14 protein-coding genes are annotated in these 14,443 nt (G+C 70.1%); 6 read left to right on the top strand and 8 right to left on the bottom strand.

Features of this window, described 5'->3' with window-relative positions; translation table 11 throughout:
* Positions 1 to 9 precede the first annotated feature (9 nt).
* From ACGFNP_RS22970 to ACGFNP_RS22980, 3 genes are read right to left on the bottom strand one after another with little or no spacing between them, the layout of a single operon-like run.
* Positions 10 to 1,818, bottom strand: coding sequence for a hydantoinase B/oxoprolinase family protein (locus ACGFNP_RS22970; RefSeq protein WP_358314056.1), 1,809 nt, complete (start codon positions 1,816 to 1,818; stop codon positions 10 to 12).
* Positions 1,811 to 3,817 carry a hydantoinase/oxoprolinase family protein gene (locus ACGFNP_RS22975; protein WP_358314108.1) on the bottom strand — a complete coding sequence of 669 codons (2,007 nt, stop codon included), beginning with the start codon at positions 3,815 to 3,817 and terminating at the stop codon, positions 1,811 to 1,813. Before ACGFNP_RS22975 ends, ACGFNP_RS22970 begins: the two co-directional genes overlap by 8 nt.
* 6 nt (positions 3,818 to 3,823) lie before the next feature.
* Positions 3,824 to 4,198 (bottom strand): hypothetical protein, encoded by a 375-nt coding sequence (locus ACGFNP_RS22980; protein WP_358314111.1) that lies wholly within the window; start codon positions 4,196 to 4,198, stop codon positions 3,824 to 3,826.
* 76 nt (positions 4,199 to 4,274) lie between these two features.
* Between ACGFNP_RS22980 and ACGFNP_RS22985 the strand changes: the two genes are divergently transcribed.
* Positions 4,275 to 4,910, top strand: a complete 636-nt coding sequence (locus ACGFNP_RS22985; RefSeq protein ID WP_358314114.1) for a thymidine kinase — start codon at positions 4,275 to 4,277, stop codon at positions 4,908 to 4,910.
* Here the strand turns inward: ACGFNP_RS22985 and ACGFNP_RS22990 are convergent.
* The gene (locus ACGFNP_RS22990) at positions 4,907 to 5,311 is read right to left on the bottom strand and encodes a MarR family winged helix-turn-helix transcriptional regulator (protein WP_393321766.1); all 405 of its coding nucleotides are present in this window, start codon (positions 5,309 to 5,311) and stop codon (positions 4,907 to 4,909) included. The two genes, ACGFNP_RS22985 and ACGFNP_RS22990, sit on opposite strands and share 4 nt — an antisense overlap.
* 59 nt (positions 5,312 to 5,370) lie before the next feature.
* Between ACGFNP_RS22990 and ACGFNP_RS22995 the strand changes: the two genes are divergently transcribed.
* Positions 5,371 to 6,240: an LLM class flavin-dependent oxidoreductase gene (locus ACGFNP_RS22995; protein WP_393321769.1), complete on the top strand. Its 870-nt coding sequence runs from the start codon at positions 5,371 to 5,373 to the stop codon at positions 6,238 to 6,240.
* 50 nt (positions 6,241 to 6,290) lie between these two features.
* On the opposite strand, the gene ACGFNP_RS23000 is transcribed toward ACGFNP_RS22995, so the two are convergent.
* The 3 genes from ACGFNP_RS23000 to ACGFNP_RS23010 form a co-directional block, all read right to left on the bottom strand.
* Positions 6,291 to 6,962: a DsbA family protein gene (locus ACGFNP_RS23000; protein ID WP_393321772.1), complete on the bottom strand. Its 672-nt coding sequence runs from the start codon at positions 6,960 to 6,962 to the stop codon at positions 6,291 to 6,293.
* Between the two features lie 145 nt (positions 6,963 to 7,107).
* Positions 7,108 to 8,004 (bottom strand): hypothetical protein, encoded by an 897-nt coding sequence (locus ACGFNP_RS23005; protein WP_358314127.1) that lies wholly within the window; start codon positions 8,002 to 8,004, stop codon positions 7,108 to 7,110.
* Positions 8,005 to 8,312: 308 nt separating this feature from the next.
* Positions 8,313 to 9,140, bottom strand: a complete 828-nt coding sequence (locus ACGFNP_RS23010; protein WP_393321775.1) for a carbon monoxide dehydrogenase subunit G — start codon at positions 9,138 to 9,140, stop codon at positions 8,313 to 8,315.
* Between the two features lie 363 nt (positions 9,141 to 9,503).
* Between ACGFNP_RS23010 and ACGFNP_RS23015 the strand changes: the two genes are divergently transcribed.
* Both ACGFNP_RS23015 and ACGFNP_RS23020 read left to right on the top strand, forming a co-directional pair.
* On the top strand, positions 9,504 to 10,391 hold the full coding sequence (locus tag ACGFNP_RS23015) for a polysaccharide deacetylase family protein (protein WP_393321778.1): 888 nt from the start codon (positions 9,504 to 9,506) through the stop codon (positions 10,389 to 10,391).
* Between the two features lie 238 nt (positions 10,392 to 10,629).
* Positions 10,630 to 11,676: a trypsin-like serine peptidase gene (locus ACGFNP_RS23020; protein ID WP_393321781.1), complete on the top strand. Its 1,047-nt coding sequence runs from the start codon at positions 10,630 to 10,632 to the stop codon at positions 11,674 to 11,676.
* Positions 11,677 to 11,887: 211 nt separating this feature from the next.
* Here ACGFNP_RS23020 and ACGFNP_RS23025 read toward each other — a convergent pair whose 3' ends face one another.
* Positions 11,888 to 12,028, bottom strand: coding sequence for a hypothetical protein (locus tag ACGFNP_RS23025; protein ID WP_358314137.1), 141 nt, complete (start codon positions 12,026 to 12,028; stop codon positions 11,888 to 11,890).
* Positions 12,029 to 12,209: 181 nt separating this feature from the next.
* On the opposite strand from ACGFNP_RS23025, the gene ACGFNP_RS23030 reads away from it, so the two are divergent.
* A complete protein-coding gene (locus tag ACGFNP_RS23030) occupies positions 12,210 to 13,553 on the top strand; it encodes a cytochrome ubiquinol oxidase subunit I (protein WP_358314140.1) in 1,344 nt (447 codons plus the stop codon).
* A gap of 10 nt (positions 13,554 to 13,563) precedes the next feature.
* Complete coding sequence (gene cydB / locus ACGFNP_RS23035; protein ID WP_358314143.1) at positions 13,564 to 14,442, top strand: cytochrome d ubiquinol oxidase subunit II; 879 nt, start codon at positions 13,564 to 13,566, stop codon at positions 14,440 to 14,442.
* The last annotated feature ends 1 nt before the right edge of the window (position 14,443 follow it).

A 14,443-nucleotide genomic window follows, 5' to 3' on the forward strand; every position in this document is an offset into this window, starting at 1 on the left:
CATGGCAGCCTAGAGTTCGTCCACCTCCGCGTGGGAGCGGCCGCCCGACAGCTTCGCGTAGCCGGGGCCGCGGTCGAAGAAGCGGCCCGCCGGCGGGCGCAGATTGGCGCGGAGCTCGGCGGTGCCCTGCTCGTCGATGCGGTCGCCGTCCAGCACCACGCCGTAGTCGCCCAGGGCGCCCGCGATCGACACCTTGCCGTCGCGGACGTCCGCCGCCACCGCGCGCGGGTCCCGGTCGTACGGTGAGCCCCAGCCGCCGCCCCCGGTGGTGCGGATGCGGATGGTCTCGCCCGCCTGCACCTGGTGGTCGTCCACCAGGCCCTCCATCTCCTTGCCCGCGATCTCGACCCGGAACGGCCGCCCGGCCAGCCCGCCGTTGACGCCCCAGCACGACAGGATCGACCGGTCGGCGATCGACATGTACGAGGCGTCCCTGAGCATCCTGATGTGCTTGTCGTAGCCGAGCCCGCCCCTGAACATGCCCGGCCCGCCCGAGTCGCAGGCCAGCGCCAGCCGCTCGACCCGGAACGGCCAGCGCGCCTCGGCGAACTCGACGGGGATGTTGCGCGAGTCGGGCACCACGTGGATGGTGTCCTCGCCATCGGCGTACCAGCGCCCGCCGGAGCCGCCGCCGAGGACCTCCCTCATCAGGTACGGCAGGCCGTCGGCGTCGGCGCCGTGGACGCCGGTGTAGCGGATCGTCTCCTGGTCGGCCGGCATGCGGCCGCCGGTGGCCTTGGCCAGCACGCCCGCGAGCACGCCGAGCAGGCGCAGGATCACGAACGTCCGGGCGTTGGTGGGCGCGGGGAAGATCGGCGTGAGCAGCGTCCCCTTCTCCGGGAAGACCATCTCGATCAGGGGGACGACGCCCTCGTTGACATCCAGCTCGGCCATGCGTTCGGGGGTGTCGGCGAGGTTGCGCAGGATGGGGGCCAGCCACTTCTTCAGGAACACACCGTCGGCGTAGTCACCCGCGTGGTTGATCGGCCCCTTGGCCTGCGGTGACGTACCGGTGAAGTCGATCTTCAGCGGGGCGTCCGCCGCGTGGTCGACGGTGAGCGTGATCCGCTGGGCGTGCAGTCTCGGCTCATCCACGCCGTCGTGCTCGGCGTAGTCCTCCCAGGCGTAGGTGCCCTCGGGGATCTTGGCCAGCAGCTCGCGCCGGAACGTCTCCGTCGTCTTGCCGATGATCGCGTCGAAGCACTCCTCGACCTCGGCCTTGCCGTACCTGTCGAACAGCTCGCCCAGGCGGCGCGCCCCCATGAGGCAAGCCGAGCACTCGGCGTCCAGGTCGCCCGCCAGCGAGTCGGGCATGCGCGAGTTGCGGGTCATGATGCGCAGCGCGGCCTCGTTGGGCACGCCCGCGTCCCACAGCTTGATCGGCGGGACCATCAGCCCCTCCTCGAACACGCTGCGCGCGTGCGAGGGCATCGAGCCGGGCACCGAGCCGCCGATGTCGTCGTGGTGCCCGAACGCCTGCACGAAGGCCACCACCGAGCCCTCGTGGAAGACCGGGACGGTGACGCACAGGTCGGGCAGGTGGCCGATCCCGCCTTCGGACAGGTAGACGTCGTTGTGGAAGTAGACGTCGCCGGGCTTCATCGTGTCGATCGGGAAGTCGCGGACGATCGGCTGGACGAGCGCGCTGTAGGAGCGGCCGGTCAGCTTGCGCAGCCGGGCGTCGTGGATGCCCGCGCGGAAGTCGTGCGCGTCGCGGATCATCGGCGAGCGGGCGGTCCGCGCGATCGCGGTCTCGACCTCCTTCTCCACGGAGGCCAGGGTGCCCTCGACGATCTCGACGAGAACGGGGTCAGCCACGCCGCACCTCCACGTTGCCGTACTCGTCCACCTCGGCGGTGAAGCCGGGATGGATGGGGATCGTCGAGCCGTACTCCTCGATGACCGCCGGCCCCTCGACCACGGTCCCGGGGTCCAGGTCGGACCGCTGGTGGATCGGCGTGTCGGCGGCCGACTCGAAGTGCACGCTCCTGGTCCCCGCCGCTGGCCGCTCCTCGGTGCGCGGCGACCTCTGGCGGATCACCGGGCGAGTGATGGGGCCGATGCCGGAGACACGCAGGTTGACCCATTCGACGCCGTGCCGCTCGTCGTCGCGGTAGCCGTAGCCGTAGAGCTTCTCGTGCGCCGCGTGGAAGCGGTCCAGCACCTCCCGGCGCCACTCCTCGTCCACCTCGCCCGCCGGGGCGGCCACGCGCACCTCGTACGCCTGGCCGTAGTAACGCAGGTCGGCGCTGCGGGCGTAGACCGGGTCGTCGAAGCCCTCCCGGTCGAGCGCCTGCGCCGCCTCGCCCTCCAGCTCGCGGAAGATCTCCCCGGCCGTCTCCAGGGACAGGTCGCGGGTGACGTACGTACGGACGTAGTCGTTCTTGACGTCCACCGTGAGCAGGCCGAACGCCGACACGTTGCCGGGATCCGGCGGCACGATCACCGCGGGCAGGCCCAGGATGTCGATCAGCCGGCAGGCCAGCAGCGGCCCCGAGCCGCCGAACGTCACCAGCGGGAAGTCCCGCACGTCGAGCCCGCGCTTGACGGTGAGCTGGCGGATGGCGTTGCTCTGGTTGAACGCGCTGATCTCCAGGATGCCGGTCGCGGTCCGCTCGGCGCCGATCCCGAGCTTGTCGGCCAGCGCCTCGATGCCGGTGCGCGCGGCCGCCACGTCGAGCGGGATCTCGCCGCCGAGCAGGTGCGGCGGGATGCGGCCGAGGAAGACGTGCGCGTCGGTGACCGTCACCTCTGTGCCGCCCCGGCCGTAGCAGAGCGGCCCCGGATCGGCCCCGGCAGACTTGGGGCCGACCTTCAGCGTGCCCTCGGGCGAGATCCAGGCGATCGAGCCGCCGCCCGCGCCGACGGTGACGATGTCGATCATCGGGATCTTGCACGGGTAGCGGCCGATGGCTCCCTCGGTGGTGATGGACGGCTCGCCGTCGATCACCACCGAGACGTCGGTGGAGGTGCCGCCGCCGTCCAGGGTGATCACCGACGGGTGCCCCGCCGTGGACGCGATGAGCGCCGCGCCCAGCGCGCCGGCCGCGGGTCCCGACAGCACCGTGGTGATCGGCTGGTTGACGACCTCGCGGGCCGACAGCACCCCGCCGTTCGACTTCATCACCGAGAACGGCATGCCGAGCCGGGCCGACAGGTTGGCCAGGTAACGGCGCATCGTCGGCTTGACCGCCGCGTCCACGAGCGTGGTGACCGACCGCTCGTACTCGCGGTATTCGCGCAGCACGTCGCTCGACAGCGAGACGACCGCCTCGGGGTGCTCGCGGGCCAGCACGTCCCGCATGCGCCGTTCGTGGTCCGGATTGGCGTACGAGTGCAGGAAGCACACGCCGATCGCGGTCACGCCTTTGGCCTTGAACCAGCGCGCCACCTCGGCGGCCTGCTCCTCGGCGAACGGCCGCACCTCGGCGCCGGTGTGGTCGAGGCGCCCCCCGATGGTCTTGACCAGGTGGATCGGGACGATCCTCGGTGGTTTGACCCAGAAGTAGGAGTTGCCATAGCCGTCGGGCACGCTCTGCCGGGCGATCTCCAGGATGTACTCGAAACCCTCGGTCGTGATGAACCCCAGGTTCGCGATCCGGTCCTCTAGCAGTTGGTTGGTGGCCACGGTGGTGCCGTGCACGACGGAACTCGCGTCGAGCCGGCCCAGCTTCTCGATGCCCCTGACGAACCCGTCGGCCGGGTTCGCCGGGGTCGAGGGGGTCTTGGTCGTGACGATCTCACCGGTCTGGTCGTCCACCGCCACCACATCGGTGAAGGTGCCTCCGGTGTCGACTCCGATACGGACGCTACGCATGGCTCCTCAGCTTCGGCGCCGGCCGAGCACTTCATCGATGACACGGGGCGCGTTCTCAGTGCCAACATATGCCGCCAACCGCACTACCAACTCCTGTGACCTGGCCAGTTCGGCCTCAACCCTGGCCTTTCCCGACTGCCCGGCCTGCACGCCGAAGTAGGCGCCGATGATCGTGCCGACCACCCCGGCCACGCCCGCGAACAACGCCGCGAACTCCCTCGTGGCGAACACGGCGGCCCCGAAGGCCACCAGGATCGCGATGATCCCCGTCACGACGACGAGGAAGCCGTACCGCCACCTCGTGGCGTCGGCCTGCGCCGCCGTGAGGTCGTCGGTCGTCATCATCGCGTCGAGCGCGGGTGGTGGCTTCTCTGTGACCACGGATCCTCCTGATAACTCCAGGGGAGAAATGTCCCACGAGGTCATGGAACAAGCCAAGCCGCTAAGGTGGCCCCCTGTGACCGAATCGTTTGCCCTGTCCGCCGTCCCGTCCGGCGCTCGTGATGCCGTGCTGAAGTTCTACTTCGGTCCCATGGACTGCGGGAAGTCCACGCTCGCGCTCCAGATGAACTACAACCACGGCCGCCAGGGCAGGCGCGGGCTGGTCCTGACCAAGCACGACCGCTCGGGCGGACCCCAGGTCACCAGCAGGATAGGGCTCGGTCTGGACGCGATCGAGGTCGTGGACTCGCTCGATCTGGTGGCGCTGGTGACCGGGCGTGACCGGATCGACTACCTGATCTGCGACGAGGTCTGCTTCTACACCGTCGACCAGATCGAGCAACTCGCCGACCTGGTGGACGACCACGGCGTCGACGTCTACGCCTTCGGACTGGCCTCCGACTTCAGGTCGGTGATGTTCCCGGCGGCGCAGCGGCTGTTCGAGCTGGCGGACGAGGTGTGTCGGCTGCAGGTCGAGGTGCTGTGCTGGTGCGGGCGGCCCGGACTGCTCAACGGGCGGATCGTGGGCGGCCAGTTGGTCCGTACGGGCGAGCAGGTCGTGATCGGCGACACGGACGCCTCTCCAGTGCGCTACCAGGTGCTCTGCCGCCGCCATCACCGCTCTGGACTCCTGGGCGAGGGCACCATCTAGATCAGCCGGTCGAGCAGCTCTCTGAGGAGGGCCGCGTCGTCTGCCGGCAGCTTCGCCAGGAACGCCCGCTCCGCCTCCTCCACGGCCTGACCCCCGTCGCGCAGCGTGTCGCGGCCGCGCGTGGTCAGCTCGACCATGTTCTTGCGCCGGTCGTCCGGGTGCGGCCGGCGGCTGACCAGCTTCTTGCCTTCGAGCGCGTCGACCAGGGCGACCATCGTCGTCCGGTCGATCCGCAGCCGCCGCGCGGCCTCCTGCTGCGACAACGGGTCGGCCTCGTCGAGCACGTGGAGCACGGCGAGCTCACGGCCGTCGATCCCGTACGGCTCCAGGGCCGGGCCGGTGAGCTGGGTCAGGCGCAGGTTCGCGTGCTTCAGCAGGTATCCAAGGCGGCGTCTCGACACCTCCCGATTCTCGCACTAGCCTAATCATCAGCATTACTGACAATCAGTGGAGCTGATCCATGCTGAGTTTCGGAATGAAGACCGTCCCCGTCGGGGTCACCTATGACGCGCTGCTGCGGACCTGGCAGCAGGCCGACGCCGTACCGGCCATCGAGCACGCCTGGCTCTGGGACCACATGCTGCCGCTGTTCGGGCCGGTGGACGCGCCGATCCACGAGGGCTGGACAATGCTCGCCGCCCTGGCCGCGCGGACCTCACGGCTCCAGCTTGGGCTCATGGTGACGAGCAACCTCACCAGGCCGCCGGCCGTACTCGCCAAGATCGCGGCGACCGTGGACGCCATCGCGCCCGGCCGGCTGGTCCTCGGCCTCGGCGTCGGCGGCACCCACCAGCCGGGCGACACGCTGGTGCCCAGGGAGTACAACGCGTACGGCCTGCACATCGCCTCACCCGCCGAGGGCGTGGCCCGGCTGGCCGAGTCCTGCACGATCATCAAGCGGATGTGGACCGAGGACCGGTTCGACTTCTCCGGCCGCTACTACCAGTTGCGCGACGTGGTGTGCGCGCCGAAGCCCGCCGTGCCGCCACCGCTCCTGATCGGCGGGTGGGGCGACAGGACGCTCGGTGTGGTGGCCGAGCACGCCGATATCTGGAACGTGCCGGGGCCGCCGCACAACACGGTCGAGTTCATCAGGGAGCGGAACAAGGTGCTCGACGAGAAGTGCGCCGCCATCGGCCGCGATCCGGCGGAGATCACCCGTTCGACGCAGCTCGTCATCTCCGCCGACGACCCCGCCACCTCCCGGTCATTGATCGGCGAGCTGGCGGACACCGGTGTGACGCACTTCGTCCTCGGCGTCCGCCCACCCGGCCCCGCGAACGTGGCCGAGTGGCTGGCCGAGGAGATCATCGCTCAGACGGCGAAATAGGCCGAGGACGTCACCGCTGGGACGGCGCGGTTGCCCGGGAACATCACCGCTCAGACGGCGCAGTAACCGTCGTCGCAGCCGTCGGCCGGGTCCGCGAGGACGGTCACCGGCGTCTGGCCGGTGCGCGCCGCGACCTCGTCGAACGCGGCGTCGAACGTCTGCGTCGGCTGCGCCCCCGACACCGCGAACTGCCCCTCGAACAGGAACAGCGGCACACCCGTTATCCCCAGCGCCCGCGCCCGGTCAAGCTGCTCGCGCACCTCCTGGACGCCCTCACCCAGTGGGTAGTCCACGCCCACCTCGGCGGCCAGCTTCGTGAGCACGTCCTGGTCGCCGACGTTCAGCCCGTCGGTGAAGTGCGCGCGGAACAGCCGATCGACCGCCTCCTGGCCGCGCCCCTGCCGGGTGGCGAGCTCGACCAGCCGGTGCGCCTCGAACGTGTTCGCGCTGACGGCCTGCTCGAAGCGCACGTCCAGCCCCTCTTCGGCGGCCACGCCGGTGACGCGGGAGGTCATCTGCGCGACGTTCCCGCCGAACTTCCGCTCCAGGGCGGGGAGCAACGGCTCGCCTTCGGCGGGGGCGTCCGGGTTCAGCTGGAACGGGCGCATGGTGATGTCCACGATGCCGCCCTTGGCGCGGAACCGGTCGGCGGCCTGGGCGAAGCGGGCATGACCGATGTAGCACCAGGGGCAGACGATGTCCGAAAATATCTCGACTTTCACGCTCGATGACAACCTCCGGAACCCGGCCCCCATTCCACCGGCCGGGTACGCCCCATCAGGCCGGTGGCCCATGGTCACCAGGCCGGTGGCCCAGCGGCCGTTACCGACAGGCCGGTCACCCGTCGGCCGTTCCCTTACGGGCCGGTCACCCGGCGGCCAGTTCCTCCAGCCGATAGGGGAGGTAGGCCGAGTCGTCCACCAGAGCGGAGGCGCCACGCCACCAGCCGAACCACTCCCCGCTCCGCCACATCCAGTCGACCCTCTCAATGGCCGCCACCACGTCGCCGACCGTCTGCCACCGCTCGCCCAGCTGCTCGCGCGTGGCGCCGTGCCGTAGCGCCCAGGCACGCAGGATGCCGGCGGCGGCACTGGGGACCTCGCGGGCGTACGGATCGGGGTCCTCCCCCGGCAGCCGGTGCGGCCCGAGCCCGGCCGCCACTCCCCAGCTCCACTGCGCCTCGGCCGGACGCGAATAACGCAACGAGTGGAAGTCGAGGTTCGAGCCCAGGTCCTCGTCAGGCCGCCGGGTGACGACCGCGTCGAGCCGCCCGCCGGCATCGAAGTGCACGACGAGCCGCTGACCCGGCTTCGCCCCCTCGGGCAGCTCGAAACGGTCCTCGGCCTGCCACGAGTTCAGGTCGACCTGGGCGACGGGCTCGCCCCACAGCTGGTCGGCCGCGTCGTCGGAGATCCAGGCGGCGAGCATCTCCAGCGCGGTCAGATCGGTCCACGGCTCGATCGCGACAGCCGTACGGAGCACCTCGTCGGGTGCGGGCAACTTGCCGCCCCGGGGCCGCGTCCACCACTCGGCACCCAGCTCGCGGGCGCCGACCAGCAGCGCGGCGATGGCGGCCAGCTCGGCGGACCGCCTGGTGAGAGACGCGCCGAGCGCCAGACTCAGACAGCGTTCGGTCCGCTCGTCGCCCAGGGCGGGGCGCGCGTCGCCGATCAGCGCCTCGGCGGTCGGGCGCTCCTCTCCAAGTAGGTTGCGTATGACTCGCCGGGCCTCGGTTCGTGCGTCTTCAGCGTGTGCCTGCCGCATACAGCCACGCTACGCCTGGAGATCCTTTTCCGCGAGAGCTCATTCCCACCCTCATGAGCAGCCGGTTTGACGACCCGGCCCCCTTCAAGGCCTCAGCCCTCACCGGCGGCCAATCCGTCGGCACCGCCATCCCCGAGGCGATGCCGGACGTCCCTCAAGAAGATCCCGACATCCTTCGAGACGGAACCCGGTGGCAGGCGCAGCCGTCCTTTCCCGTATCGCCGTCTCGACGCGCCAGGATGGCGCTGGTCCGGTGGGGCGGCGGTCAGGGGCGCGCGCGGACGACGGCCCGTTCGACCGAGCAGCGGTCAGGGGCGTGGACGACGGCCTGTCCGGCCGAGCAGCCAGCCCACGGCGACGCCGGTCAGGGCGATGCCCGCCCCCATCCCGAACGACGCCAGCATCACCCACGGGCGTGTCTCCGTGTGGCTCCTGGGCGAGCGTTCGTAGACGGCGGATGGGCGTTCGTACACGGCAGGCGCCCGGCGCCCCTCCGCATCCGCGGCCTCACCAGCCGCACGCGCCACCGCGGCTCGGCGGGCGGCCAGCTCGTCCACCCCCACTCCTCCCTCGGCGACCGCTCCCTGCCCGGCTCCGGAACGCACCACCGCGCCCTGCCCGGCCCCACGGTCCGCCGCCGCTCGCGACCCGGCCTCTCCGGCCGCGGGTACGCCGCCGCGCACGGCGTACTCATCCTCCGGGGCACGCAGATGATCCTCGACGGCCGCGAAGAACTCCCCCGCCGTCCTCTTGGCCACCGAGCCGAGCATCCGCTGCCCCACCCCGCCGATCATGCCGCCGATGACCGCGTCGGCGTCGTAGTCGACCCGAGTCCCCTCGTCCACCTCGCTGAGCCGTACCAGAACGGTCGCCTCCACCGTCCCCGGAGCGCCCTGGCCGCGCGCCCGCAGCACGAAGCTCTCCGGCTCCGACGGTTCGGCCAGCGACACCTCGCCCTGGTAGACGCCCTTGATGGAGGCGACCCCCGCCGTCACCGTCATCCTGTACGTGTCCGGCCCCGTCTCCTCCAGGCGCTCACAGCCCGGGATGGTGCGTACCAGCACCGCCGGATCCTGGAGCGCGTCCCACACGCGATGCCTCTCGACGCCGATCATGGCGCTGCCTGCCACCTTCACATCGCCACTCTAGGGACGAAGGGACGTTCGCGATAAGGGCAACACTCGCCAGCCGGACGATCACTCCTTATCGGATGTGCCCGCCTTGCGATCATGGCTGGCAGGATGGGACCGATGTTGAAGGGTCGAGTCAGGGGACGAAACGTGTCGATCGTGGCCCATGTGGCCGATGTGCTGGGTGCCCGAGTGTCCCGAGTCGCCCGCGCATTCCCCGCAGTACGCGCGCAGGTCCCCGCAGTACGCGCGGCCGGTATGGCCCGAGCGGCCCTGGCCCGAGCGACCCTGACGCGAACGGCCCCGCCCCAAGCGGCCCTAACCCATGCGGCCCTGACGCGAGCGGCCCAAGCGGACGATTTGGCCCCCGTGGCCCGGCCGATCCGCGTGGCCGCCGTGGCGGCGGTCGCGGTCCTGCTGGCCGGCTGTGCGACCAGCGGCGGGTCAGGCGGTACGGCAGACGGCCCAGGAGGCGACACGACCGGCGCCACGCCAGGCAGCACGGCCACCAGCACTACCGCCCCCAGATCCGACGCGACCACGCAGCAACTCGACGGCCCGCCCGGCGCGGTGCCCAGGCGCGGCGAGGTACGCGAGCTCCCGGCCACCGGCCCCCTGCCCCAGGTGATCAGCTCCATCCCCACCACCCGCAAGGTCGTCTTCCTGACCATCGACGACGGCTGGGAACAGGACCCCGGCTTCGTCCAGCAGGTACGCGACCAGCGGATCCCGATCACCGCGTTCGCCATGCGGGACGCGGTGGAGGCCAAGGGCACGCCCGACCCCGCCGGCGGCCCCGGCCAGTTCGTAGGCGCCGGGAAATGGGGATATTTCCGCTCGTTACGTGACGCCCACGTACCCATCGAGAACCACACCCTCACCCACCCGAACCTCCGCCTCCTCGGCTACGACGCCCAGCGACGGGAGATCTGCGGCTCCTCCACCATCATCAGGAGAGAGCTGGGGGCCAGGCCGACGCTGTTCAGGCCGCCGTTCGGCAACTACAACACCGACACACTCAGAGCCGCCAAGAACTGCGGCCTGAAGACGGTCCTGCTCTGGACGGCCACCGTGCAGCCCGGCGGCAAGATCGCTTACCAGGTGCCGGACAAGAAGCTGCGCCCCGGCGACATCCTCTTGATCCACTTCCGCCCGAACCTGGCCAGGGACTTCCGCATCCTGGTCAACAAGATCAAGCGCCGCGGCTACGAACTGGGCAACCTCCAGGCGTACCTGGACGCCGCCACCAACCGCTGACACCGGCCGTCCCGACCTCAGCCCGAAAAGACCAGGACACCCCCTGGCCATTTCGCACGCCTGCCCACCACGCGGTGATCGAGCGCGTACGAAAGCTTATATTCGAAGGCAGCGCCTTAATCGAATACAGGTTCGCATAAAGGCTTCCCTGTGCACTCGCCAAAGTTTACGATCTTCCTGCTGCTCCACGTAGATGAGGTCGTCACAACGGCCCCACGACGGAACGGGGAAGATCGATATGAGACGCAAGCTGCTCGCGTCCGGCGTCGCCTTAGGCTTGCTGGGCGCCACCGCTCTGGCCACACCCGCCCATGCGGCGAACGTGGTGTCGGCCCCGCTGGCCTTCAGCGCGGCGGAAGCCCAGCAGGTCGCGGCGTTCTGGCTGGCCGACGGGGCCGCCAACCTCAAGGCCGCCACCCCCTTCGCCCCGCCGCACGAGGTCCGCGGGGAACGCACGTCCGGGGCCATCGTGCCGTCCACCCAGCCCGTCCAGTACAACCCCGTGGCTCCGCTGGCGGAGGGCGACCTGCCCCAGACCGCGGGCAAGGTGTTCTTCGTCGGCGGTGACGAGCAGCCACACTGGTGCTCGGGAGCCGCCGTGCACACGCAGTACCGCAACGTCGTCGCCACGGCCGCGCACTGTGTGTACGACACGGTGGGCGCGCCCGTCACGACCCACAACTGGGTCTTCATCCCCGGTTCCGCCGAAGGCGCGACCCCGTTCGGCCTCTACGTCGGCAAGCGGGCGTTCACCCACTACGACTTCACCCAGTACCAGGACCATGACCGCGACTTCGCCTTCGTCAACGTCTACAGCGGCGTCGTCCCGTCCGCCGACGGAACGCTGACCACCAACGGGAGGCTGGCGGACATCGTCGGCGGGCAGGGCCTGACCTTCAATCAGGAGATCAACGAGACGACGGCCCCCGCTGTGGACATCTTCGGCTTCCCCGCCGGCCCCCACCCCGACGGAACCCGGCCCTACACCGGCCAGAGCCTCGAACGGTCCACCGGCAGGACATCCGCGATGAGCCTGTCCAGTCCGCCCGCCGATCAACTGGTCGGCGTCGAGTCCCCGTTCACCGGCGACGGCTCGCTCGGCTCCGCCTGGCTGAAGGACTACAGCGACGAGCACGGCCTCGGCTACCTCAACGGCATCACGACCGGGGTCTCCGACACCGACGGCGACGGCCGCTACGACACGGGGGCCTCCCCGTACTTCGACACTGAACTGGCCATGATCTTCAAGGCCGCGGCCGCCTCCTGGACCGGCCGCATCACCTGAGCATCACGCCGATCCCCATGCGCCATCCCCCGCGCCTGCCAGAAGCGCCCCGCCCCGGGGAGACGCGGGCTCCGGCCCACCGCGCAGGAAGTACAGGCCGGCCATGATCCATCACGTTGCCCCGCGGCAAGCCGCGGCAACCGTGAGAAGCGCGGCAGCGACCGCGGCAAGCCGGACAAACGCCAGCTGACCGCGCCCCGACGAGGGAGGGTCAGCGGGCGTCTGCCGCGGCGACCATCGTCTCGATCTCTGCGGCCAGCAGCTGGCCGGCGTCCATGCCCATGCTGTCGAAGGCGCCGGAGATCTCGAGCGGCGTAACCGGCTGACACCCAGCACCGTGGACCAGGTCCACCCCAAGACGTACGCACGAATCAGCCCCTCGGCTGACGCGCCCGAACACCCCCGCACGCCATCGTGAGACCACCGATCCGCAGGCTTGTGACGAAGATCGCATAGCCCAGCTCTACAGCCTGTAGTACTACTGTAAGTAGACGCACTACAGCTTGTAGAGCAAAGCACCCGGTGGGGGGAAGATGGACGCGCTCGATCTCGCGCGGTGGCAGTTCGGGGTGACCACCGTTTACCACTTTCTGTTCGTGCCGTTGACGATCGGCCTGGGCATCTTCGTGGCCGGGCTGCAGACCGCCTGGCACCGGACGGGCAAGGAGCGCTACCTCCGGCTGACGAAGTTCTTCGGCAAGCTGTTCCTGATCAACTTCGCCATGGGTGTGGTCACCGGCATCGTGCAGGAGTTCCAGTTCGGCATGAACTGGAGCGAATACTCCACGTTCGTCGGCGACGTGTTCGGCGCGCCCCTGGCCATGGAGGCGCTGCTGGCGTTCTTCATGGAGTCCACGTTCCTGGGACTGTGGATCTTCGGCTGGGAACGGCTGCCGAAGAAGGTCCATCTGGCGTGCATCTGGGCCGCCGCCATCGGCTCCAACTTGTCGGCCTATTTCATCCTCGCGGCCAACGCCTGGATGAAGCACCCGGTCGGTTACGAGGTGGTCGGCGGCCGCGCCAGGATGACCGACCTGTGGGCCGTGCTCACCAACCCCACCGCGATCGCCCAGGTGCCGCACGTCATAGCCGCCGCCTTCATCGTGGCGGGCGGGTTCGTGCTGGCGGTGAGCGGCTACTGGCTGCTGAAGACGAAAGCACCCATGTGGCGCAGCGCCGCGCGGGCCGCGCTGGTCATGACCGCGCTGGCCGGGGCCGTCGTCGCGGGCACCGGCGACACCTCGGCCAGGCTGCTGTACGAGCAGCAGCCGATGAAGCTGGCCTCCGCCGAGGGCCTCGAACACGACACGGCCGGAGCCCCGTTCTCCATCGCCCCCGGCATCGAGATCCCCAACCTTCTCAGCCTCCTCGCCACCCACGACTTCACCGCCACGGTCCAGGGCACCGAGGACCTGCAGGCCAAGTTCGAGCGGCAGTTCGGCCCCGGCGACTACCGGCCCAACCAGACCGTCGTCTTCTGGTCGTTCCGGGTGATGATCGTCTTCGGCCTGACCACGGTGGCGCTGTCGGTGCTCGGCCTCTGGCTCACCCGCCGCAGACGCGACCTGCCCGATTGGCTGGCCCGGACCATGGTGCTGGCCCTGCCCCTGCCGTTCCTCGCGATGATCGCCGGCTGGCTGCTGAGCGAGATAGGCCGCCAGCCGTGGACGGTGGCGGGCGAACTGCTCACGGCCGCCAGCGTGTCGCCCGGCGTGAGCCTCGCCGAGGTGGCCACCTCACTGACGATCTTCACCCTCCTGTACGGCGGGCTCGCGGTGGCCGAAGCCGTACTCCTGACCAGGCACGTACGCAAGGGCCCCGAGCAGACGGAGCCCGTCCCCGCGACCGAGCGACTCCAGCCGTCGCTGATGTATTGAGGTGCAGACAGTGATCAATCTGTGGTTCGTCATCATCGCCTTCCTCTGGACCGGCTACTTCGTGCTCGAGGGCTTCGACTTCGGCGTGGGCCTGCTGGCACCGTTCGTGAGCAGGGGCCCCGAGCAGCACCGGCAGAGCCTGGAGACGATCGGCCCGGTCTGGGACGGCAACGAGGTGTGGCTGATCACCGCCGTGGGCGCCATGTTCGCGGCCTTCCCCGCCTGGTACGCCGGAATGTTCAGCGCCTTCTACCTGCCGGTGGTGCTGATCCTGGTCGGCCTGATCGTCCGCGGCGTCGGCCTGGAATGGCGCGGCAAGGTGACCAACCCGTTCTGGTGCGACCTGGGCATCGTGGCCGGCAGTGCCCTTCCGGCGTTCCTGTGGGGCGCGGTCTTCGCCGACCTGCTGTTCGACAGCGCGCTCGCCGCGCTCGTGGGCGGCCTCTTCACACTGGCCACGTGCGTCCTGCACGGCGCCGTCTTCCTGTCGCTCAAGACCGACGGCCCCGTACGCCGACGCGCCCGCGCGACCGCGCTGGCCGCGAGCGCCGTGGTCCTGCCGCTGGCCGTGGCGGCGCTGTCCGCCCTGGGCTCGATCCCCGCCCTGATCTCCATGGCGGCGCTGGCCGCCGCGGCGGCACTGACGTTCCGCCGCAGGGAGGGCTGGGCCTTCGCCGCCACCGCCGGCGCCATCGCCCTGGCCTCCGTGGCGCTCTTCGCCGAACTTCGGTGGGCTCCTCTACCCGGCCTCACCCTCACGGACGCGGCCTCGGGGCCGTACACCCTCACGATGCTGAGCTGGATCGGGCTGATCACGCTGCCGTTCGTGCTGGTGTACCAGGGGTGGACGTACTGGGTGTTCCGTAAGCGCGTGGTCCTGACGCACTGAC

Source organism: Nonomuraea sp. NPDC049269, from assembly GCF_043197155.1.
In the GTDB taxonomy this organism is placed as follows: Bacteria; Actinomycetota; Actinomycetes; order Streptosporangiales; family Streptosporangiaceae; genus Nonomuraea.